The organism is Halapricum salinum (assembly GCF_004799665.1).
GTDB classification, from domain to species: Archaea; Halobacteriota; Halobacteria; order Halobacteriales; family Haloarculaceae; genus Halapricum; species Halapricum salinum.
The window spans coordinates 1,345,311-1,366,208 of record NZ_CP031310.1 but is presented as its reverse complement, the minus strand read 5'-3'; the positions used below and the strand labels follow the sequence as shown (position 1 = coordinate 1,366,208).

Here is a 20,898-nt window from a genome sequence, read left to right as displayed (position 1 = left end):
CGTCGCCCAGAAACTGGTAGTGGCACCGCCCCACCGGTGCCATGATCCTTTCCCCCACCCCCCACCCCCACCCCACCTACTTTCGGACACTACACTCGGTAGGAGCACCGCTGTGCTCTGATCGCGTCGTTCTCGACACTCGATAGCCTCCAGTCTCCCGATTTGCCGTCCCGGAATGTCTATTTCGGAGGCTCATGTGACACGTTTGCACGAACCAATAGAGCTATATAGTGCTGTGTTATACCATAGCATGTATGGCCTCAGCACCGAGTGGCGACGACATGTTCGACGAGTTTCTGTCACAGCGCGGCCACGAAACCGAGTCTGTAGGCTGGGAACGCAGCTATAATAAGAAGCAGTGCCCCGACTGTGGGGGGCTTCACGAAGGGGCGGCGACAGAGTGCGGCGTCTGTGGCTGGTCACCTGCCTGACTGTATCGCTCGGGAGACGCCAGGATCACGCTTTTCGAGGTGGCTTTCCTTGAGCACTGGGATTCGCCAGCCACCGACGCTTATTGTCTTTCCCCCGCAGGCGTCTGTATGCACGCTGACTACGCGACTGTTTCCGTGCAGGAACTTCTCGCCCCCGACGAGACCGCGCTCGATCTTCCGTGGGCGACGTTCGTCGGCGATCACGGAAAATCTCACACCTTCGAGGTTCCCGCGACGAACCCGACCGATTCGTATCTCGAGATACAGGCGTACGACGTCGCCGAGTACGGCCACCAGATCATGCTCAACGACGAGCCGCTCTCGGGATTCGATATCCCGCCCGGTGAGGGCTGGCAATACTGGATGGACACCATTGCCGGGTCCCCGCTTCGCCCGGGTGAGAACCGGCTCCGGTTCGAACGCGACGGCGCCACTGACGACGCCTTCGCCGTCGGGACTGTCGTCGTCCACTGGCGAACTGACTCTCCGGAGGAGTGACCCGGATCGCCACTCTCATATATAAATCCTGCTCGGCGCGTCGGTCCATCTCCCCAATCTCCGTGTCACTTTCTGGCACACGATTCCGGTAGTATCACTCTCTTCTTGCGGTTTCAGCTGCAAACTCGCTTGTCTATCTGGACCTCGGAGAAGTACGAAACCTGCACACTTATATAGAAGCACATTCAATCTTCCGCCCGAGTATGAGCCAGCGAATGCAGGGTCAGCCCATGATTATTCTGGGCGAGGATTCCCAGCGGATGCAGGACAAGGACGCACAGAGCCACAACATCTCTGCGGCCCGCGCGGTGGCCGAGTCGGTACGCTCGACGCTCGGACCGAAGGGGATGGACAAGATGCTCGTCACATCCACGGGGGACGTCACCGTCACCAACGACGGCGTCACCATCCTCCGGGAGATGGACATCGACAACCCGACCGCGGAGATGATCGTCGAGGTCGCCGAGACCCAGGAAGACGAGGCCGGCGACGGCACGACCTCCGCGGTCTCGATCGCGGGCGAGCTCCTGAAGAACGCCGAGGACCTGCTGGAGCAGGACATCCACCCGACGGCGATCATCAAGGGCTTCGACATGGCCGCGAAGCAGGCCCGAAGCGAGATCGACGACATCGCCGAGGAGATCGACGTCGACGACACCGAGGTCCTCAAGCAGGTCGCCGAGACCTCGATGACGGGCAAGGGCGCAGAGCAGAACAAGGACCTGCTCGCCCAGCTCGTCGTCGACGCCATCGAGCACGTCTCCGTCGAGGCCGAGGACGGTTCTACTGTGGTCGATCTGGAGTTCCTCAACATCACCAGCGAGTCCGGTGCGACCGCCGCCGAATCCGAGCTGCTGGAGGGCGTCCTCGTCAAGGACGACCCCGCACACGAGGACATGCCGACGGACTTCGAGGACGCCGACGTTCTTCTGCTCGACACCGCACTGGAGATCCAGGAGGCCAACGCCGACGCCCAGCTCAGCGTCGACGACCCCTCCCAGCTCCAGCAGTTCGTCGAGCAGGAGGAACAGCAGCTCAAGGACATGGTCGAGACGATCAAGGCCTCGGGCGCGGACGTCGTCTTCTGTCAGAAGAACGTCGACGACATGGTCCAGCACCTGCTGGCCAAGGAGGGAATCCTCGCGACCAAGCGGACCAAACAGTCCGACATCGAGTTCCTCAAGGAGGTCGTCGACGCCCGGATCGTCTCCGATCTGGACAGCCTCACCGCCGCGGATCTCGGAACCGGCACCGTCTCCCGTGACGACGACAGTGGCTGGTTCGTCGTCGAGGGCGAGAACTCCCACGGCGTCACCCTCTTGCTTCGCGGTTCGACCGGCCACGTCGTCGACGAACTCGAACGCGGCGTCAACGACGCCCTCGACGTCGTCGCCGCGGCGGTCGCCGACGGTCTCGTCCTCGCTGGCGGTGGTGCAGTCGAGGTCGAACTCGCCTCCCGTCTGCGTGACTACGCCGACTCAATCAGCGGCCGTGAGCAGCTCGCTATCGAGGCCTTCGCGGACTCGCTGGAACTCATCCCGCGCGTCCTCGCCGAGAACGCCGGCCTGGACTCGATCGACACGCTGGTCGACCTCCGCGCCGCCCACGAGTCTGGCGACGAACGCGCCGGTCTGAACGTCTTCAGCGGCGACGTCGAGGACACCTACGAGGCCGGCGTCGTCGAGACGGCCCACGCCAAGTCCCAGGCCGTCTCCTCGGCTGCCGAAGCCGCGAACCTCGTGCTGAAGATCGACGATATCATCGCTGCCGGCGATCTGTCGACCTCCGGCGGCGAAGACGCGGGCGGTCCCGGCGGTGCGCCCGGCGGCGGCATGGGCGGTATGGGCGGCGGCATGGGCGGCATGATGTGAACCCACTTTTTCTCGCTCGGGTGTCCTCGCGCGCCCTGCAAGGCGCGCTGCGGGCACCACTGCGCGAGAAAAACTTGGGGAAAAAAGCCGGAATCGCCTTATCAGGGCGATTCCGGGGGTTCACGGAGTGCAACGACGTGAACGTCGTCAGAGCGAAGCTCTGACGGGAAAACGGCGACTGCGTCGCCGTATGCTGGACACTAACCGCACCGCTCCCGCACCGCAACCGCTCAGCAGGCCTGCCCTTCCCCGGACGCTGGCGACAAGCCGCCAGCGCGGCCACCGCTCCGCACTCTCTCGAAACACTCTCAGCGCCTCGTCGCTCGCGTCCGATTTTCTTTCCGTTCCTACTGCTGACCGTCACGTACTTGCCGACCCAGTTCGAAGGACGGGTTCGATGGAGTATCTGGAGCGCCGTCGGTCGCTCGTCGCCGAGCGATTAGAGGCGGCAGTCGACGCCGTCGAACCCGACGCCCTGCGCGAACAGATCGACAGCGTCGTCCTCGCTGGCGGCAAACGCGTCCGTCCCACGGTCACCGTCCTGGTCTGTGAGGCACTGGGCGGCGAGCCCGAGGACGCCGTCGACTTCGCGGTCGGGATCGAGCTGGTTCACAACGCCTCGCTGGTGATCGACGACATCATCGACGAGTCCGACCTCCGCCGCGGTTCCGAGAGCGCCTGGGCGGCCTTTGGCCACGGCCCCGCGATCATCGCCAGCGACGGCCTCCTGGGTGAGGCGTTCGCCCTCTTTTCGAGCGACGAACGCGCCATGCAGGTCGTCGCCGAAGCGATGGTCGAACTCGGCGAGGGCGAGGCCTCCGAACTGGTCGAGCAGCCCGCTTCCGAAGAGGAGTACATGACGCTCGCTCGGCGGAAGACGGGTGCGCTCTTCAGGGCGGCCGCGGAACTGGGCGCGATTGCCGCCGACGCCGACGCCTACACGATCGAGGCCGTCGGCGACTACGCCGAGCGAGTGGGCGTCGCCTTCCAGATGCGCGACGACGTGCTAGACGCGACCGCCGACCCCGAAACCCTGGGCAAGCCGGCGGGCCAGGACGCCGCGATGGAACGGCCCTCGCTGGTCGAGGTGACCGACCTCACGCCCGAGGAGGCCAACGAGCGTGCTCGCGAGGAGTCCGACGCCGCGCTGGAAGCGCTGTCGACGATAGACGTCGCCGACGAGGCTGCACTGGAGTATCTGGAGGATCTGGCGAAGTTCGTGGTCGTACGGGAGAGATAGTGAGTGCCTCGAATAGAGCGAGCAGTGACGGTAGGAACCGCGAACGCAGTTCGTGAGTGGTAGCGAGACACGAAGTGTAGTTGTTTTACGGGAGGATGATTCTCCGGATCCATAGCAACCGGTTCTCTCAACAGCCCATTTCTATTTACCATCACTATATTAACATTCAATAGCTTTTTGCCAAAATTCAGGAAATATAGGAATGTATATATACATTGGGCTAATTGTCGGACTATGGGTGGAAAGTACCCTGGGGAAAGTCGCCGATGGTTCTTGAAATCAACTGGTCTCGCCGTTTCGGGATTTAGTACGCTTGGTGGTATTGAGTCTGTTTCAGGCTCTACCGGAAAACAACGGAAAACTGCTCCACACAAAGGTGGTGATCGTAGTAGTGGATTACCAGCGGGAGCCTACAAAGCCCTCCTTCGGAAACGGAAACGCAAAGGGTGGAGTACAGACCGGTGGAGATCAGAACTCGCGAAACGAGGGCCAAAATTCACTTATATGGACAGTAGTGTTCGCGTCTCTCATCCCGATGAAATGAACGTCCGAACGCTGAATTCATCCGAAGAGCCAGTGGCTACGGTCAATCGCCTGAAGCCAATTGACGAGCGTCAGGATACCTCCGACGTAGGGATACAGTGGATGGATAAAGATGACGCAAGGTTAGAATTGACCTACACTGAGGGATATTATGACACGCGTTACCGTTGGCATCCCCCCCGAATTGACTTTTCCTGGTCACTGAAAGATCCGTGGACGTCTTCGGTTAGCAGGCCGCTTGATTTGGCACTGATCAGTATCGATCCAGATCAATATACATGGGGCAGAGATATTGAGTATGGGAAGTATGCATCAGCTAGTAATTCTGTCGACTCCATGTCGTTCGGTCACCGCTGTGCTGAGTACGATGCTGCAGCGCATTCAGACATGACAATTGGACGGTTTGGTTCGCATCTGAATGTCCCTCTTGAACCAATCTCTGGCACCGAGTTTACGCGAAGAGTGTACATCGATTATATTGCGCTATGGGACAGCGCAAAGATAGAATCAATGAGCTTTTCATCTGGAGGGGATGTCTCGGTTACAATCAGTAATTCTACGGATTCGTGGCGTGCTGAGACGTATGCTGATGAATATGAAATGGATGATGGAGAAACGTACATAAAGAACGACTTTTAGACCAATATACTATCACACTATGAATATCGAACAAATGAACAGACGGGCTGTCATCGGGACCGCAGCGACGTCTCTCGCCGCTCTCTCGGGTTGTTCAGCCATCAGAAACATCCTCGATGGTCGGAAGATCCGAGTACAGACCGACCTGAGTACGAGGTCAGGTCATCCGTACCTCGAAGACCAACCGACCCTAGAGGCTGCACCTGCCGCTGACGGCTGGCTCGTGACCGATCCGGAGTGGATGGATACCAATATTCGGTGGGATCACCTCCGGGGCGAGGAGATGAGTCTCCGACGGATCCAGGGGAATATAGACACCGAGTTGTTTCTCACTATCTTCGTCGGTGCGCTTCCATATCGATACGGATTGGGGGGATTCAGCGACTACACTATTGAAAATCAAACGATTCACTTCGACTTGAAGCCGACACAGGTGATCGAAGGTGGGCGTGGACATCCGGACGATCCGGAATACAGGCTCGATTATCGGTTCATCCTCTGGCGACTGCTAAACGATACGAAGCGGCCGACTGAAATGACACTAGACGCCAATTTTGAAGCGTTGGAAACGACGAGTCGGCCGGAAGAGACCAAATAAACCGCCGATCCGAACAGCAGCACTTTGTCAACCTCACTCGGACCATTCGAGGATTCTCCGAGCTAGAGGTCGCAATCCTTACTTCCCGCTGTCGCCAAAATCGGCCCAATGAGAGTCATCGGAACCGTCGGGCTGGCCGGCAGCGGTAAGGGCGAGGCCGCCGAGGTCGCTCGCGAACTCGACGTCCCCGTCGTGACGATGGGCGACGTCATCCGCCAGGAGTGTCGCGACCGCGGGCTCGACCCCGCGACCCACCACGGCGAGGTCGCCAAAGGCCTCCGCGAGGAGAACGGTCCCGGAGCTATCGCAGAACGCTCGCTGCCGATCATCCGCGAGGAACTCGAAGGGAGCGAGACCGTGGTCGTCGACGGCATCCGCTCGGACGTCGAGGTCGACGCCTTCCGTGAGGCATTCGGCGAGGATTTCGAACTGGTGAGTATCGAGGCCCCCTTCGAGACCCGGGCCGAGCGGCTGGACCTCCGGGGTCGCGATGCGAGTGTCGACGAGGGCGGGGAGAGCCTCGAAGACCGGGACGAACGCGAACTCGGCTTCGGCATGGGCGAGGCGATGGACCGAGCCGACGTGACGATCGAGAACACCGACTCGCTGGAGTCGTTCCGCGAGCGCGTCCAGATCCTCTTGACCGACGGCGTCGCGGCTGTCGAGGGCGAGTCATGAGCACGATCTACAGCGTCGACGTCCAGATCACCGCCCCCGTCCACGACACCGAGGTCGCCGACCGGGTCGCCGACGCCATCACCAACGTCTTCCCCGGTGCCGACCCCGAGCACACCCACGGCGAACTCACCGGCGAGGTCCACGATCTCTCGCACTTCTCCGAGTTGTTGCACCGCCAGGAGATCCTCGATACGGCCCGTGGCCAGTTCTTCGAGAATCTGCGGGGGAGTACCTTCTCGTTCGACCTGAAGAAGCAGGCGGCCTTCCAGGGCGTGGTCAACTTCGCCGTCGGCGACCCCTCCGAACTGGGCGAGATCCACGTCCGGGTGCGCGTCGAAGAACCGGACGTCGAGACCTACATCGATCACGTCGCGCCGCCGACCGACGAGGGCCGCCCGGTCGACCCCGAATCATGACGACGGCCATCTGTTTCGACTGCGACGGGACGCTGTTGCGCTTCGAGCGCTCGTATGGCGAGATTCTGACCGAGGCCTTCGAAACCGAACTCGGGCACGTTTCGGACGACCTGCTGTCGGCCTACGACGAGGCCTTCTTCGCCGCGTTCGAGGCGCTCGAACCCGATCCCGTCCGGCGCGGGATGGCCGCTGCGCTCGACGCTGGTGACCTCGACGGCGACCCCGAGGCCCTGGCCGAGGCGCTCCTGGCTGTCGAACAGGCCGCGACTGCGGTTCCTGACGGCACTCACGAGAGCCTGCGCGCACTCGGCGAGTCGAACCGGCTGGCGGTGATCACCAACGGGGTCGGCGACTGGCAGCGGGCCAAACTCGAACATCACGATCTCCTCTCGCACTTCGAGACCGTCGTCACCTCCTACGGGGCCGGCGCGCACAAGCCCGACGCCGCGCCGTTCGAGTCCCTCCGCTCCCGGCTCGACGCCGAGCAGTACGTCATGGTCGGCGACGACTACGAGGCAGACGTCGAAGGCGCACGTGCCGCGGGATTCGTCCCGGTCCACGCCGAGGACAGTGAGGAAAAACCGGAGTTCTGGGCGACGCTGCGGGCGATGGTCTGATTATCTACCCTGGGTCAGCCGGAAGCCGATCTGCTGGGGGAGTTTCGCGTCGACGACCTCGTGGATGACGGCGTCGGTGTCGTACTCGACGCGGCGTTCGTCGACTGTCCACTCTTCGAGGTCCACAAGGGTATAGGCTGCGCGGTGGTCCCGATCGCGGGGCTGGCCCACACTCCCGGGGTTGACGACCATCCCCTCGTCGTAGATCTCGTGGTGCTGGACGTGCGTGTGGCCCATGATCAACAGCTCTTCGTCCTCCAGCAGCTCGGGCCCGAACTCCTCGGGGCGGGTGTAGTGGTCCGGGTCGTCGGGGTGGCCGTGGACTATCTGCACCCGGTCGTCGACCAGCCGTTGTTCGGGTTCGAGCGTCGCGAGCCACTCGATCTGGTCGTCGCTGAGGCGGTCGAGTGCGTGCTCGACGCCTGCGACGGCCATGTCGTTGAAGCCCGGATACTCGCCGGTGACGACCGCGCGGTCGTGGTTGCCCATGATCGTCGGGATAGAACTCTCGCGGATCCGATCGACACACTCGCCCGGCCAGGGGTTGTACCCGACCACGTCACCGGCGCAGACGACGAGGTCGACGTCGGGCATATCCGAGAGGACGGCGTCGAGAGCGACGATGTTCGCGTGCACGTCAGAGATGACCCCGAGTTGCATGCCCCCATCTCTGGCCGGAAGCGACTTAGAGTTGTTCGCTTCTTTCTCGTCGTGAGGACGCCGTTCGAAGACCGCACGACTTTTGCCGGTCGTGTAAGTAGTACCCTCACAACAGATGAATCTGAGAATCGAGCCGCCGGAGGGGGAACGGCGCTGATGGACGAGGACGGTGTCGTCGACGCGCTCACGCGCCTCGGACTGAAGACCTACGAAGCACGGGTGTTCGTGGCGTTGCAAAAACTCGGGACCGGGACCGCCAGCGACGTCGCCGAGATCACCGACGTGCCGCGCTCGCAGGTCTACGGCGCGGCCGAAGGTCTCGAAGAGAGCGGCCTGCTGGACGTTCAGCAGACTCGCCCGACCGTCTATCGCCCCGTCTCGCCCGCGGAGGCCGAGACGCGGCTGCTCGAACAACTGGAATCGGTCGGTCGTGACGCCTTCGCGTATCTCGCAGATGTGAGGGGGACTGTCGGAGAGGACAACGAACAGAGCGAAGCGCTCTGGACGGTCCGCGGACATGACTACGTCTGCGATCGGGCGATCGAGCTCCTCGGCGAGGCCGACGAGCGGATCATCTACGGTGCGCCCGACCCCGGGCTACTGGAAGACGATTTGCTGGCAGCACTGATTGCGGCCGCCGAGTCGGGGCTGGCAGTGACGGTCGCCAGTGAGAACCGCGCCGTGCTCGACCGAATCGACGACGACGCACCGATCGAGACCGTCTACCAGTCCGAGGACCACTTCCCCGACGCCAGCACGGCCCGGTTGCTCGTGGTCGACGACGACACGATCCTGATGAGCGTCCAGTCCTACGACGTCGCCGACGAGGAAGAGATCGCCTTCTGGAGCGCCGAAACATCGTTCGCGATGGTGCTGGTCTCGCTGGCCTGTGAGCTGTTCGCGACGGCGTGACCGCGTCAGTCTCCAGCTGTGACTGCTCCTCGGAGACGCGTCCCGACACCTTCGACGACGATCCGAACGCCGTCGTCGTAGTCGGCGTCGAACGTCGGGTTCCAGCCGTGTGCACGGGCGAGCGTTCGGAAACTCGGCAGTGCCATCCCGGCCTCGGCAGTCGGGACTGACTCCTCGAACTCGAAGAACGTCTCCGCGCTGGTCGCGGCCGGGCGCTGGCCGTCGGTCTCGACGACGAATTCGTTCTCGCCCAGTTCGACCGTGACCGTCGAGCCGTCGACCGCGTCGGCGAACGCGAACGCGCGGTCGAGCAACTCCTCGAAGCGACTCTCGTTGGCGTCGATCTCGCCGTCACCCTCGATACGGAGGGCGGGCCCCTCGACGTCGGCCCGTTGCCAGGCTATCTCGACGGTCTCGCGGAACGGCAGCGACGCCGTCTCCTCGACGGACTGGCTGTACTCGGCGAACATCGAGAGTTCGTCCACGATCTCGCGCATCCGATCGGCCGTGTTGCCGGCCGTCGAGAGCGCCCGACGGGCCGTCTCCGGTTCGCGCTCGACGTAGCGCGCGGCGGCGTCGACGTTCCCGGCGACGATCTGGAGGGTGTTGCGCAGTTCGTGGCGGATCCCGACGGCGAGGTCTTCGAGTTGTTCGTTGTGCCGCTCCAGTTCGCGCCGCTGGCGCTCGATCCGGGTCACGTCCGTCAGAACGATCATTCGCCCGTGGCCGGTCCCGCCGAGCGAGAAGTCGTTCTCGGTCACGAGGTAGTGCCTGAGCGAGCCGTCGATCCGGAAGTCAAGTACCGTACGTTCGGCCCCGTGGGCGTCGGCCAGCGGCTCGACGGCCGTGACCGGCTCGCCGCGGGCGTCGGCCAACCCCGGAACGATCGTTTCGGCAGCGGCGTTGAAGTCGCGGATCCGATCGTCGTCGTCCAGAAAGACGACCGCGTCGTCGATGTCGGTCGTGAAGTGAACGGCCAGAAACCGTTCCTGGTAGAGAAACAGCGTCCCGATGGCAAAGGCGGCGACGCCGAAGGGAGCGTGGATGATGTTGATCAACTCCGGAAGGGTGTAGGCCGCCAGATCGAGCACGACGGGGATCGCAGTCAATCCCGCGAGCGCACCGACGATCCGGGTGTCGTAGTCCGACTCGGTGAACTGCTCGAACAGCATGAACAGGCCGATCGACGCCAGCGCGTAGGAGAGGCCGGTGACTCCCCAGTGGACAACCCCGTGGTCGATCACCAGGTGGGTGAACCCCTCGCTGGTCATGCTGGCCGTGTAGTAGCCGTGATGCAGCGGATTGGTGAGCTTCACGAGGACGACCAGCAGGTACACCGCGAGGCCACCCAGACGGAAGGTCCGATCTCGGTGGTAGGATCGGCCGGTGTAGGCCGAACAGAAGTACAGCCAGGCCCAGACGGTCCCGAAGCCGAAGACCAGTCCCACGAGGTAGGCCGCGTTCTTCAACTCGAATCCCGGGAGGAGCAGGACGGCGACGTGTGCGCTGGCCCAGGCACCACTGCCGATCAGCAGGCCCACCAGGCCGAGACGCGTCTCTCGGTCCTCGATCTGACGCGCCCGGACGAGACTGGCGAAACAGGCCAGCGCAGTCAATCCGAACGCAGAAACGTACACGAGGCTCGAATACGTGGCCACAATCCAGAGGACGTACTCAGAGTATAAATACAGTCAACCCAACCAGATGGGGACGCCCACGCATTTGATAGTGGTTCGGGTCCACGACCGAGACAGATGACGCTCGATGCGTATCCCGACGACGCCGAGATCGTCGCGACGAACTTCAAGACCGACCAGCAGGCAGACGCCGCCGAGACGATCGCCGAGGAGTGGCCAGTCGACCTCGACCGGCTCGCCGAGGAAGGCCAGCACGTCAAGATGTTCTACAAACAGGTCCTCGATCAGTTCCTCGGCCCGGCCGACGGCGACGCGACCTTCGCCGACCTGAAAGACGAGTACGGCAGCCTCGAACAGTGGGCCGAGGACGGCGGCGACGACGAAGCCGACAGTGCGGACGACGAAGAGGACGAGGACGCGGAGGTCGAGGTGCCGGATGTCGAGGACATCGAACCCGGCGCGGGCGTCGAGACGGCCCCAGACTCGTCTTCGGACGCGCAATCGGCCGCCAAGCAGGCGGTCGAGGAGACGATGAGCGTCGACGTCGACGCCAGCGAGGACGTCGACGACCGCCGCCGGGCGTGGTTCCGGGCCGGCTTCCGTGAGGGGGTCGAGTTCGCCCTGGAGAATCCCGAGTTGTTCGAGCGCGACTGACTCATCCCCTCGTGATCTGTAACATTCTGCTGCACTGGCACGCCAAAGCGCCACCTGATAGGCCACAGTTCAGTCACTGAGAATCCCGCCGATACTCTTTTGTCGGATTGCTATATATTCACACTCGATGTCCAGACGACAACAGAGAGCAGGTGGCGGACTGGCAGATCGACTCCCGCTCGCGAGAGGGGCAGCACTCGGCGCGGCCGCGTACGTGGTCGGGTATATTCTGACGTACGTGTTCGTGGAGATGGAAGACAGTATGGATGTCGAAACCATCACTCAGGCGTCAGGGGATATTCCAGGAATGGACATTGGGACGACCGATGTCGTCGGCTGGGTGTTTTACAGCACGCAATTCGTGGAGTTCGAGTACTCAGTCGAAGGTGGTGGCGTCTCTCAATCGAACTCAGGAAATATACTTTCCGAAACAGCGGACCTGGGTATTCCAGAAGCGATCTGGTACTTGATTCCGGTTGTTGCACTCCTTGGGGCGGGGTACATCGTGGCGCAGAGTATCAATCATCAGGGTGATGCTGGCGAAGCAGCAAAGGCTGGAGCGACGGTAATTGCGGGGTATCTGCCTCTCGCAGCTATTGGGGCGTTCCTGTTCAACAAGTCGGCGGAGATCTCTCAGTTTGATCAAACTGCGTCGATCTCGATGGGCGTCAATATGGCGACGGCAATCATTCTCGCTGGCGTTGCCTATCCGCTCGTTCTCGGCGCAGTCGGCGGCGCACTGACGACCGCTGGATCTAGCACCGGGGGCGGCTACCAGCGACGGAGTCCCCGACAGCAGCAACCGCCACAACAGCAGCCCCCACAGGGAGGCAATCCACCCCAGCAGGGCCACGCCGGCCAGCAACAGGGCCACACTGGCCAGCAACAGGGCCACACTGGCCAGCAGGGCCACGCCGGCCAACAACAGCGCGGTCCTGGCGGACACCAACAGCAGGACCAGAACCAGGGCAACCGACGCTAGCGCTGACTCTCTCTTTAAGTACTTCTCGTCGCAATGGCTGATAGTGAGCCTTCTCAGGGAGCCAGTCTTCGCGAGCCGTGGCTGTGGCCGGGAAACGTTGATAGGAGCCAGGATAGTACACGACGGTGTGTCAGATACTGCGTCGGTCCCGCTGTACGAGGACGAGGCGGCTCGTGACGAGGCGTATCGAACGGCCCAGCGCGAGCGCCGCCCGTACCTCGCCGTCGAGCACGTCGACAGAGGGTACACCGTGATCTACGACCTGCTGCCGGCCGGTGCCGAACTCGCCCCGCCGGCTCACGCCGAAGTCCGCGAACGCCTCCAGCGGGCCATCGAAGCGATCGTCGGCGACGACACCTATCCGACGACAGAAGTGAGCCAGTCTGTCGGGCCGTCGCTTGGAAACGTTGGCCCATTCCGCCGTGAGGCAGGCGCACGCGAGACCGCAGACGTCCTCGCCCAGCTCGTGCTACCCGAAGAAAACTGGGTCGAAGCCGACGAGCTGGCGGGCCCGTCGGCCGACGACCTGCGCCGCAACTGAGTTCTTTATCTTCCGTGATGGCGACTTCGCGGCTCTGGCAGGTGTCGAGTCTATTCCGAGAGTACTCCCAGTATGCCGCCGATCAGGAGCAGTGCTCCCCCGAGTGCAGTGACGTACAGGCCGATCTCCGGTGAGGCAACCTGTTCGGCGAACGCCTCTTCGGCGGTCGAGCTGAACTCGACACCGGCCAGTGGATCGGTGATGTACATCAGTCCGAGCCCGCCAGTGATCAGTCCGCCGATCGCCGAGAGGACCTGGGTCGCTCTGGACCACTTCCAGACGACTGCCGCACCGACGACGAGCGCGACGAGCAGTGTGATCACGCCGTCGGCGTCGATTCCGTTTACCGTCCGGGTCGCGATGAACGACACCGAAATCCACGGCAGGAACGCCCCGATGATTACACCAACCGTGCCTACTCCGCTCGCGAGGCGCGGTCTCGTCCACGATTCGTCCGCCCCAGAAACTGGCGTTTCTACACTCATAGCCGTCCGTTCTGGAGACTGATATTAATATTTGACCGTCTCGGGATCTAATCACTTCCCATCTCTAGTGTACCCGGGTACGATCTGTTTCGGAGACCTACGCTCTCTTTAAGTGCTTCTCGTCGCAATGGCTGATAGTGAGCCTTCTCAGGGAGCCACTCGTCGAGCAACGGCTCCCGGCAGAACACTCTTGGAGCGGCCGATCGAAGCCGGGCCATGGCCGCTGCGGCGTCGCTGACCGAACCGCACGTGCTGGCACAGACGAAAGCACAGCTCTTTCCCGAGGACGACGCCGACAGCTACGTCGTCGCCGACACGCAGTTCGCCCAGGATCGGTGGGTCGACGACCAGCCCATCGCGTCCGCGGTCAAATCGCGACTCGCGCCGTTCAACCACGTCCGGGTCGGCTCGGGCTATCCCGACCTCGTGGGCGTCCGACGACTCGATTCTGACTATCTAGCAGTCGACCGCCTCGGCGAGGAGCCGCCGCTGGTCGCGATCGAAGCCAAGGGCCACGTCGGCGGGACCGTCGACGTCGAACGCGGCATCGTCCAGGCCTACGACCGGCTCCACGAGGCCAACGTCGCGTTCGTGAGCGCCCCCGAAACGGCGATCACGGCGACCGACCGGACGCTGGCCCGCCAGCTCAACGTCGGCGTCCTCGGGGTCACTGACCACGGGAACATCGAGGTGCTCGAACGCCCGCGGATCGTCGGCAATCGAACCGCCGACGAGGCGACGGCGATCCGATTTCAGGCCAGCGCCCAGGGCGTCGCCGACCAGAATTTCAGTCTCAATCATCCGAAGAACTACCTCGCCGTCCCACTGGCCGTCTATCACGACCGTGACGCCCGGACGCTGATCGACGAACACGTCGTCAGCGCGGTCGAGGGTGCGTTCCGCGGGGCGTCGTTCCTCGGGCTGGTCGACGAACGCGGCGCGGGCTACTGTCTCACCTCGCTCGGCCAGGAAGTCGTCCGGTTCGCGCTCCGGGAGTACCCCTCGGTTTCGGCTGCCCTCGCCGCGTTCGAGCAGTGGCAAGGTTCCCCCAAGCGCTTTCTCGACGTCGCGCCGCGCTGGGGCCAGCTCACCCGCCAGGTCGTCTTCGACTATCCGGCGACGGAGTTGCTCGTGACGGAACTACAGACGATGCACGACGACGGCCTTCCCGCCCCGTCGCTGGTCGACCTCGTCCAGTGGCTGCACGCACAGCACCCGACGTTCACCGTCGAGTTGTTTCTCCGCGGGGACGACGATGTCCGCCAACGGGCACTCACCGCAGACGGCGAGCTGCGGCCCGAAATCCTCCAGTCGGGTGCTGCGTACCACTCACCGACGGTCTTCCAGTTGAAGGCCATGCTCTATCACGCGGGGATCCTCACCGAACGCGGGAGCGAGCCGTCGAATCTCGATCCCGCGGCCGACGAGTGGGCGCTCTGTGAACCGCTGGCTCGCGGCCGATAGCGATTCTCGGCCGAGACCGTCTCCCGTTTAAGTACTTCTCGTCGCAATGGCTGATAGTGAGCCTTCTCGGGATATCGATCGGTGAGTCACTCCTGTAGCTTTTCTTGCCACTGCTGGACTTTGGCCATCAGTTCGACGGGTGGCGTCTCGTCGACGTCCAACTCCGCGAGCGCTTCGAGTACCGTGTCGGCATCCTCGCCGAACTGCTCGGCGATTGCGTCGCGCGTCTCGGCGGCGTCCGCAGGCCCGACCGCTCCGCCGTCTGCCGTCGCAGCGTCTCCACTCGCTGTGTCCGCACTGCTCTGGAATTGTCCCGAGCTGAGATCGAAGACGGCCTGGGTCGTCCCGCCGCTGTCGCCACCGCGGACGTCGATCGCCTCGTCGTTGCGCAGCCGGTCGAGCACGTCGCGCGAGCGCTCGACAACGGGTTCGGGCACGCCCGCGAGGTCGGCGACGTGGACGCCGTAGGAGCGGTCTGCTGGCCCTTCGCGCACTGTGCGAAGGAAGGTCACGTCGCCGTCACGCTCGTCGGCAGGGCGGGACTCTGTCCCGCTGGCAGACGGCGAGCGTGGCTCGCCGTCGACCGCCACGTGGACGTTCTCCACGGTCGAGAGTTCCGCGCCGAGTTCGGTCAGTTCGTGGTAGTGGGTCGCGAAGAGGGTTCGACACCCAATTTCGTTCGCGATGTACTCCGTCGCCGCCCAGGCGATCGAGATCCCGTCGAACGTCGCCGTCCCCCGCCCCACTTCGTCCAGAATGACCAGCGAATCTTCGCTGGCGGAGTGCAGAATATTCGAGAGCTCTTGCATCTCGACCATGAACGTCGAGCGCCCCTGGGCGAGTTCGTCCAGCGCGCCCACGCGAGTGAAGATCCCGTCGACCAGTCCCACGCTGGCAGCCCGGGCCGGCACGAAACTGCCCACCTGGGACAGCAGCGTGATGAGGGCGGCCTGGCGCATGTACGTCGATTTGCCGCTCATGTTCGGGCCGGTGACGATCAGGAACTGGCGCTCGCGATCCGCGTGCCCACTGGCACGCTCCTGGTTCGGCGGCGAAGCCGCCCTACCCATCTGCAGGTCGTTGGGGACGAACTCGGTCGTCTGCTCGACGACGGGGTGGCGGCCCGCCTCGACGACGAGTTCGTTCTCTTCTGTGAGTTCTGGCCGGGTCCAGTCCGCGCGGACGGCGTGGGTCGCGAGACTCGCGTAGACGTCCACTTCCGCGAGTGCACGGCCGACATCCTGCAACAGCTCGGCGTGGCTGGCGACCTCGGCGCGGATCGCCTCGAAGAGTTCGCGTTCGAGGTCGTGGCGCTGTTCTTCGATCCGCAGGATCTCGCGCTCTTTCTCCTCGAGCTCGGGGATCGTGAACCGCTCGGAGTTCTTCAGCGATTTGATTCCCTCGTAGTGATCGGGAACCTGATCGGCGACGCTCTTGCCGACCTGGATGTAGTAGCCGTCGGTCTTGTTCCGGTCGACGGAGACGTGGCTGAGGCCGTGCTGGCGCTTCTCGCGATCGGCGAGGCTGTCGAGCCAGTCGTTGATCTCGTCGTGGCGCTCGATCACCTCGTCCAGTTCGTCGTCGAACCCCTCGCGGATGATCTCGCCCTGCGTGATCGTCCCCGGCGGATCCGCGACCAGTGCCTCTTCGAGCGTCTCGTAGAGTGCAGCAGCGCGGTCGGGGTCGGCTCGTTCGAGCACGCGTGCGAGCGGCGACTCGGCGAGGCGGTCGGTCTCGTCGACGATCGATCTGACTTCGGGAAGGAGTCCAAGGGTCTCGCGAGCGGCCACCAGATCCCGAGCGTCGGCACTGCCCGAGGCGGCCTTGCTCGCCAGTCGCTCGAGGTCGTAGGCGTCGCCGAGTACCTCTTGCAGTCGGTCGCGGGCCATCGCAGCCTCGGCGAGGGCGGCCACGGCCTGCTGGCGGCGTTCTAGTTCGGCCCGATCCCGGCGCGGTCGCTGGAGCCAGGACTTGAGCAGGCGTCCGCCGGAACTGGTGACGGTGTGGTCGATCGTCTCGAACAGCGAGCCCGCCGTCTCACCTTGCATGGTCTCGGTGAGTTCGAGATTTCGCTGGGTGGTCGCGTCGAGTTCGACGTGGTCGCCGCCGCCGTGGGCCTGCAAGCGCGTGATCGACGCCAGCACGCCTTGGCCCGTGTCCTCGACGTAGCTCAGGACTGCGCCGGCGGCCTGGACAGCCACGTCGGCGTCGACGCCTACGCTCTCGAGTGCGCCGTCACCGAACTGTTCGCGGACGCGGTGGCGCGCCCGGCCGGGAGCGAAGGCCTCGCTCGTATGGAGCGTCAGCGTGGCGTCGGTCCGCTCGCGCAGCCGTTCGAGCAGGCCGTCGTCGTTTCGCACCTCGGGCCCGGGCAGGATCTCGACGGGCGCGAAGCGGTAGAGCGTGGTCAGCAGATCGTCGGCGCTGTCGACGGTCGTCACGTGGAACTGGCCGGTCGTCACGTCCGCGAAGGCCAGCCCGTATCGCTCGGTTCCCGCGACGATCGTCGCCAGATAGCGCGCGTCGGCATCAGTGGTTTCCAGCAGCGTTCCGGGTGAGACGACGCGGGTAATCTCGCGGGCGTGGCCGTCGTCGGTCTCGTACTGGTCGGCGACGGCGACGCGATAGCCGCGCTCGACCAGCGCCTTGAGGTAGGGCGTCAGGTCGTCGACGGGCACGCCGGCCATCGGATAAGAGGAGCCATGGGAGGACTTCTGGCTCACCTGCAGATCGAGTTCCTCGGCGACGAGTTCGGCGTCGTCCGCGAAGAATTCGTAGAAGTCCCCACACTGCATCGTCAGCACGTCCGCGTCGGTCTCGTCTTTGAGGGCGAGAAACTCCCCGACGATGCCCGTCGCCTCGGTCATACAATGGGGTGTGGCCGGTATCGATTAAAAGTCTCCGTCTCCGAGGTGCGTGGCTTCCGGCCCGGGAAACCCCGCGTCGAATCAGCCGACGAGCATGTCACGGTCTGCCTTCAGATCGAAGTCGAAGATTCGCTTGCGTATCTTGGTAAGCCATGATTCCCCACCACCCCCGTGAGGTTCGTCGGATGGAATTGTTTCCTCTACTATTCGGATTTAAATCTACTCTTTGGAGAACCTTTATATCGGGTGGTGGAGAAAGCGGAGGTGAGACACATGGGGTCTGGGTCACGTCGGCGGTCTGAAGCCGACACAGAATCCAAGCGAGGGCGGGGGTCCTCGCGGGAGAATCGAACGAGCGAGCAGCCACGGCGGCGATCGTCGAGGTGGAAGCCCGACCGCTCGCGCGAGGCGATGGGCGAGCGGTTAGGCGTGGAAGTGCCTAACGGGGAGACGCGGGCACGCCTGCAGCGCCTCGAACAGCGCGACGGCACCCACCAGGTCAAACAGTGGATCGACGAGGGCATGAAAGTCGAGACGATGGGCATTCCGCCGGACATGGAGGCGTTTCAGGAACGTCAGGTCGAGCGGTCTGACGAGATCCCCTACGACATCGAACGGCGGAACAAACACTCCGAACAGCGCAGCGAGAACGCCGTCCAGCGGATGGGACCTGCCGGCGAGACTGGCGTCCCCGAGAGTGTTCGGGACGTGATCTCTTCCTCGGGACAGTCACTGGACGCGAGCATTCAGCGCGCGATGGAAGACCGGATGGGCGACTCGCTCGGTGACGTGCGGATTCATACCGGGCCGCAGGCCGCGAGTGCGTGTGACGAGATCAACGCGCGGGCCTTTACTGTGGGGAACCATGTCGCGTTCAACTCGGGTGAGTACGATCCAGAGAGTGCGGAAGGCCAGCACGTGCTTGCTCATGAATTGGCGCACGTGCGACAGCAGACTGGCGGGGCGGTGTCGATGTTGCCGCAGGAGGATGTGGGCTTGGAGATCGATCCAGATCCGGCGCTGGAACGTGAAGCCGAGGAGACGGCTCAGCGCGTCATGGAGGGTGGCGAGTTGGGCATTCAGCGGATGAGTGATTCGGAAGTCCACGTCCAGCGTTCGGTCAAAGGCGCGATCTCGTCGGTCAAAGACAAGTTGCCTGGGGTAAGCAACGACGGCGAAGAATCACAATTCCAGGAACTGAGCGATGGAGACCTCTCGGAAACGGTCGGGACACTCGTCGAGAATCAGCGCCAGATCATGAGCCACATCGAAGACCAGCAGCGCGGGATGGTCGACAAAGTCGGAGAGGCGACCGGGAAAGGCGTCGTCGGCGGTGCGGTCGGACTGGGCGTCGGACTCGTGACCCAGAATCCCGTCATGGGTGCGCTCGCCGGCGGCGCAGCCGGTGACGTCGCCAAAACGATGTACGGCTCGGTCTACCAGCCTGGCAAAGAGAAACTCACCGACGTTGCCGAGGTCGGTGCCGAGAAACTCGGCGGGATCAAAGACTCCATTACCGACTACATCGACAAGAAAATCGACGAACGATTTGGTGGATCTGGGCATGGTGGCGAAGACATAGACGGGGTTCGGTGATCCTCAATGAAGGCAACAATTCCTGGCGAAAATGACGAGGGAATCGGTGTCGATGTGATTGACAACAATGGGGCTTCCCATGAAATAACAATCGAGAAGGATTCTAACGAGATAGTTTATCACCAATGCGAGGCCTACGCGGACAAACCCCGAAATCGCACACCGGCGGAAAACGAGTACAACGAACAGGCCCGCAAGTTCGCCCAGTACTACGTCTACCTCGAACGCGGCTACGACACGGTCCCGCCGGAGATTCACCCCGAGCGGATCAACGCCGTCCGCGAAGCCATCGCCGCGATGAGCGACGACGAGTTCGAGAGGCTGTTCGGCGATCTCCACCAACAGATCGCCAGCCACCAGGGCAATGCCGGTCGCGTCCTCGATCTACCTGAGGATATCGCCGGTCCGGACAGCGTGTTGTATCGCCAGCACGTCTATCTCGGATTCGACTCGCTCGACACTGCCTACAGCGACGGGGCTCAGGATCTAGCAGCAAGGTACGGACTCGACCTGACTGGCGAGTCCGTCAACGAGTCCGAAGCGACCGACGACATCGACAGTTGGCGTGCCTTCACCGAGGATCTCGGAGTACTCGCCGCTGACGATGACGCCACGCTCACCGAGGGTCTGTCAGTCGATGGCGTTTCCTCGTTGTACATGGCCCACGTGGACGAGGCCGGTCACGAGCATATCGGCGAGCCAGCTGAGGATGCGTACGCTCGCGAACCGGACACGCTTCTCGAATTACCACCGATGGAAGCCGGCACACTCTCGGAGTTCCAAGACTACCTGAATCACAATCTGGCCTGCCAGATTCGCGATTGCTTTGTCAGGATGGGATTGGAGCCACCTGAACCGTTTCAGGTCCTCGGATTCGGCCGCTACGAGGCCGCCGAACAGTACCGCAAACTGGAGATGTATCCGAACTACATCGACCCCGAGGAAGAACGAGCATTCGCGTGAGTTTCCCCTCCACTGATGGAAAACCGAGTGAGGGCCTGTCCCCGAACGCGCTCTCGTGGCGTTGCAGCCCCCTGAAGCGCGCCCGAATATAGCACTCAATAGCGGTATAGAGTCTCGAAGCGACCGAAATCGACATATGCGACCTCCGAGTAGCGAGACCAATGTCCGAAACGATCCGCGTCGCGTTCATGTGCGTCCAGAACGCCGGTCGCTCGCAGATGTCCACGGCTTTCGCCGAGCGCGAGCGCGCCGAGCGTGGCCTCGAAGACGATGTCGAAATCCTCACTGGCGGGACTCACCCTGCCGAGCACGTCCACGAGGAAGTCGTCGAGATCATGTCCGAGTTGGACTTCGACCTCTCCGATCGCGTCCCGAAAGAGATCAGCGACGCGGAACTGGAGTCCTGTGATTACGTCGCGACGATGGGTTGTTCGACGCTCACGCTCGATGCCGAGACGGACGTCCGCGACTGGGCGCTCGACGACCCGGACGGCCAGGATCTGGACGCCGTTCGGGCGATCCGCGACGACATCGAAGGACGCGTCGGGGCGCTGTTCGACGAGATTGAAGCCGAGCTGGCCGAGCGAAGCGTCTCGTCGTGACTGT

The 20,898-nt window shown here is 63.1% G+C and carries 21 protein-coding genes; 17 read left to right on the top strand and 4 right to left on the bottom strand.

The window, feature by feature from the left end; all coding sequences use genetic code 11:
- The first annotated feature begins 254 nt into the window (after positions 1-254).
- From DV733_RS17800 to DV733_RS06850, 9 genes are all read left to right on the top strand, one after another.
- A complete protein-coding gene (locus DV733_RS17800) occupies positions 255-431 on the top strand; it encodes an HVO_0416 family zinc finger protein (protein ID WP_336884742.1) in 177 nt (58 codons plus the stop codon).
- A 108-nt stretch (positions 432-539) separates the two neighbouring features.
- Entirely contained in the window at positions 540-929 is a 390-nt protein-coding gene (locus DV733_RS06885; RefSeq protein ID WP_049995456.1) for a DUF7383 domain-containing protein, read from the top strand.
- 215 nt (positions 930-1,144) lie between these two features.
- On the top strand, positions 1,145-2,800 hold the full coding sequence (gene thsB, locus DV733_RS06880; protein ID WP_049995645.1) for a thermosome subunit beta: 1,656 nt from the start codon (positions 1,145-1,147) through the stop codon (positions 2,798-2,800).
- Positions 2,801-3,197: 397 nt separating this feature from the next.
- The gene (locus DV733_RS06875; RefSeq protein ID WP_049995457.1) at positions 3,198-4,040 is read left to right on the top strand and encodes a polyprenyl synthetase family protein; all 843 of its coding nucleotides are present in this window, start codon (positions 3,198-3,200) and stop codon (positions 4,038-4,040) included.
- A gap of 234 nt (positions 4,041-4,274) precedes the next feature.
- Positions 4,275-5,222, top strand: coding sequence for a hypothetical protein (locus DV733_RS06870; protein WP_136342300.1), 948 nt, complete (start codon positions 4,275-4,277; stop codon positions 5,220-5,222).
- Between the two features lie 19 nt (positions 5,223-5,241).
- Positions 5,242-5,820: a hypothetical protein gene (locus DV733_RS06865; protein WP_049995458.1), complete on the top strand. Its 579-nt coding sequence runs from the start codon at positions 5,242-5,244 to the stop codon at positions 5,818-5,820.
- A gap of 108 nt (positions 5,821-5,928) precedes the next feature.
- Positions 5,929-6,498, top strand: coding sequence for an AAA family ATPase (locus DV733_RS06860; protein WP_049995459.1), 570 nt, complete (start codon positions 5,929-5,931; stop codon positions 6,496-6,498).
- Positions 6,495-6,914, top strand: coding sequence for an RNA-binding domain-containing protein (locus tag DV733_RS06855; RefSeq protein ID WP_049995460.1), 420 nt, complete (start codon positions 6,495-6,497; stop codon positions 6,912-6,914). The genes DV733_RS06860 and DV733_RS06855 overlap by 4 nt, the downstream gene beginning before the upstream one ends.
- Positions 6,911-7,531, top strand: a complete 621-nt coding sequence (locus DV733_RS06850) for an HAD family hydrolase (protein WP_049995461.1) — start codon at positions 6,911-6,913, stop codon at positions 7,529-7,531. The genes DV733_RS06855 and DV733_RS06850 overlap by 4 nt, the downstream gene beginning before the upstream one ends.
- Here DV733_RS06850 and DV733_RS06845 read toward each other — a convergent pair whose 3' ends face one another.
- The gene (locus tag DV733_RS06845) at positions 7,532-8,191 is read right to left on the bottom strand and encodes a metallophosphoesterase family protein (protein ID WP_049995462.1); all 660 of its coding nucleotides are present in this window, start codon (positions 8,189-8,191) and stop codon (positions 7,532-7,534) included.
- 156 nt (positions 8,192-8,347) lie between these two features.
- Here DV733_RS06845 and DV733_RS06840 point away from each other — a divergent pair, with 156 nt between their 5' ends.
- Entirely contained in the window at positions 8,348-9,103 is a 756-nt protein-coding gene (locus tag DV733_RS06840) for a TrmB family transcriptional regulator (protein ID WP_049995463.1), read from the top strand.
- A gap of 5 nt (positions 9,104-9,108) precedes the next feature.
- On the opposite strand, the gene DV733_RS06835 is transcribed toward DV733_RS06840, so the two are convergent.
- Complete coding sequence (locus DV733_RS06835; RefSeq protein WP_049995464.1) at positions 9,109-10,761, bottom strand: histidine kinase N-terminal 7TM domain-containing protein; 1,653 nt, start codon at positions 10,759-10,761, stop codon at positions 9,109-9,111.
- Positions 10,762-10,857: 96 nt separating this feature from the next.
- Between DV733_RS06835 and DV733_RS06830 the strand changes: the two genes are divergently transcribed.
- The 3 genes from DV733_RS06830 (at position 10,858) to DV733_RS06820 (ending at position 12,917) form a co-directional block, all read left to right on the top strand.
- Entirely contained in the window at positions 10,858-11,394 is a 537-nt protein-coding gene (locus tag DV733_RS06830) for a hypothetical protein (RefSeq protein ID WP_049995465.1), read from the top strand.
- Between the two features lie 127 nt (positions 11,395-11,521).
- Positions 11,522-12,376, top strand: a complete 855-nt coding sequence (locus tag DV733_RS17445) for a hypothetical protein (protein ID WP_049995466.1) — start codon at positions 11,522-11,524, stop codon at positions 12,374-12,376.
- A gap of 127 nt (positions 12,377-12,503) precedes the next feature.
- A complete protein-coding gene (locus tag DV733_RS06820) occupies positions 12,504-12,917 on the top strand; it encodes a hypothetical protein (protein WP_049995467.1) in 414 nt (137 codons plus the stop codon).
- A gap of 50 nt (positions 12,918-12,967) precedes the next feature.
- On the opposite strand, the gene DV733_RS06815 is transcribed toward DV733_RS06820, so the two are convergent.
- Complete coding sequence (locus DV733_RS06815; protein WP_136342298.1) at positions 12,968-13,402, bottom strand: hypothetical protein; 435 nt, start codon at positions 13,400-13,402, stop codon at positions 12,968-12,970.
- A 216-nt stretch (positions 13,403-13,618) separates the two neighbouring features.
- Between DV733_RS06815 and DV733_RS06810 the strand changes: the two genes are divergently transcribed.
- Entirely contained in the window at positions 13,619-14,866 is a 1,248-nt protein-coding gene (locus tag DV733_RS06810; protein WP_049995469.1) for a hypothetical protein, read from the top strand.
- An 86-nt stretch (positions 14,867-14,952) separates the two neighbouring features.
- On the opposite strand, the gene mutS is transcribed toward DV733_RS06810, so the two are convergent.
- A complete protein-coding gene (gene mutS, locus DV733_RS06805; protein WP_049995470.1) occupies positions 14,953-17,733 on the bottom strand; it encodes a DNA mismatch repair protein MutS in 2,781 nt (926 codons plus the stop codon).
- Between the two features lie 273 nt (positions 17,734-18,006).
- Here mutS and DV733_RS17510 point away from each other — a divergent pair, with 273 nt between their 5' ends.
- From DV733_RS17510 to DV733_RS06790, 3 genes are all read left to right on the top strand, one after another.
- Entirely contained in the window at positions 18,007-19,329 is a 1,323-nt protein-coding gene (locus tag DV733_RS17510; RefSeq protein WP_237560536.1) for an eCIS core domain-containing protein, read from the top strand.
- 54 nt (positions 19,330-19,383) lie between these two features.
- Positions 19,384-20,292: a hypothetical protein gene (locus DV733_RS06795; protein ID WP_237560537.1), complete on the top strand. Its 909-nt coding sequence runs from the start codon at positions 19,384-19,386 to the stop codon at positions 20,290-20,292.
- A gap of 161 nt (positions 20,293-20,453) precedes the next feature.
- Entirely contained in the window at positions 20,454-20,894 is a 441-nt protein-coding gene (locus tag DV733_RS06790) for a low molecular weight phosphatase family protein (protein ID WP_049995473.1), read from the top strand.
- Positions 20,895-20,898: the final 4 nt, after the last annotated feature.

Bases quoted from the DNA above. Each gene is read 5' to 3' on its own strand.
- DV733_RS06855 (WP_049995460.1), top strand. From the start codon at position 6,495: ATGAGCACGATCTACAGCGTCGACGTCCAGATCACCGCCCCCGTCCAC.
- DV733_RS06875 (WP_049995457.1), top strand. From the start codon at position 3,198: ATGGAGTATCTGGAGCGCCGTCGGTCGCTCGTCGCCGAGCGATTAGAG.
- DV733_RS06830 (WP_049995465.1), top strand. From the start codon at position 10,858: ATGACGCTCGATGCGTATCCCGACGACGCCGAGATCGTCGCGACGAAC.
- DV733_RS06840 (WP_049995463.1), top strand. From the start codon at position 8,348: ATGGACGAGGACGGTGTCGTCGACGCGCTCACGCGCCTCGGACTGAAG.
- DV733_RS17800 (WP_336884742.1), top strand. From the start codon at position 255: ATGGCCTCAGCACCGAGTGGCGACGACATGTTCGACGAGTTTCTGTCA.
- DV733_RS06870 (WP_136342300.1), top strand. From the start codon at position 4,275: ATGGGTGGAAAGTACCCTGGGGAAAGTCGCCGATGGTTCTTGAAATCA.
- DV733_RS06885 (WP_049995456.1), top strand. From the start codon at position 540: ATGCACGCTGACTACGCGACTGTTTCCGTGCAGGAACTTCTCGCCCCC.
- DV733_RS17510 (WP_237560536.1), top strand. From the start codon at position 18,007: ATGGGGTCTGGGTCACGTCGGCGGTCTGAAGCCGACACAGAATCCAAG.
- DV733_RS06850 (WP_049995461.1), top strand. From the start codon at position 6,911: ATGACGACGGCCATCTGTTTCGACTGCGACGGGACGCTGTTGCGCTTC.
- DV733_RS06845 (WP_049995462.1), bottom strand. From the start codon at position 8,191: ATGCAACTCGGGGTCATCTCTGACGTGCACGCGAACATCGTCGCTCTC.
- DV733_RS06790 (WP_049995473.1), top strand. From the start codon at position 20,454: ATGTCCGAAACGATCCGCGTCGCGTTCATGTGCGTCCAGAACGCCGGT.
- DV733_RS06860 (WP_049995459.1), top strand. From the start codon at position 5,929: ATGAGAGTCATCGGAACCGTCGGGCTGGCCGGCAGCGGTAAGGGCGAG.
- DV733_RS06815 (WP_136342298.1), bottom strand. From the start codon at position 13,402: ATGAGTGTAGAAACGCCAGTTTCTGGGGCGGACGAATCGTGGACGAGA.
- DV733_RS06865 (WP_049995458.1), top strand. From the start codon at position 5,242: ATGAATATCGAACAAATGAACAGACGGGCTGTCATCGGGACCGCAGCG.
- DV733_RS06810 (WP_049995469.1), top strand. From the start codon at position 13,619: ATGGCCGCTGCGGCGTCGCTGACCGAACCGCACGTGCTGGCACAGACG.
- DV733_RS17445 (WP_049995466.1), top strand. From the start codon at position 11,522: ATGTCCAGACGACAACAGAGAGCAGGTGGCGGACTGGCAGATCGACTC.
- thsB (WP_049995645.1), top strand. From the start codon at position 1,145: ATGCAGGGTCAGCCCATGATTATTCTGGGCGAGGATTCCCAGCGGATG.
- mutS (WP_049995470.1), bottom strand. From the start codon at position 17,733: ATGACCGAGGCGACGGGCATCGTCGGGGAGTTTCTCGCCCTCAAAGAC.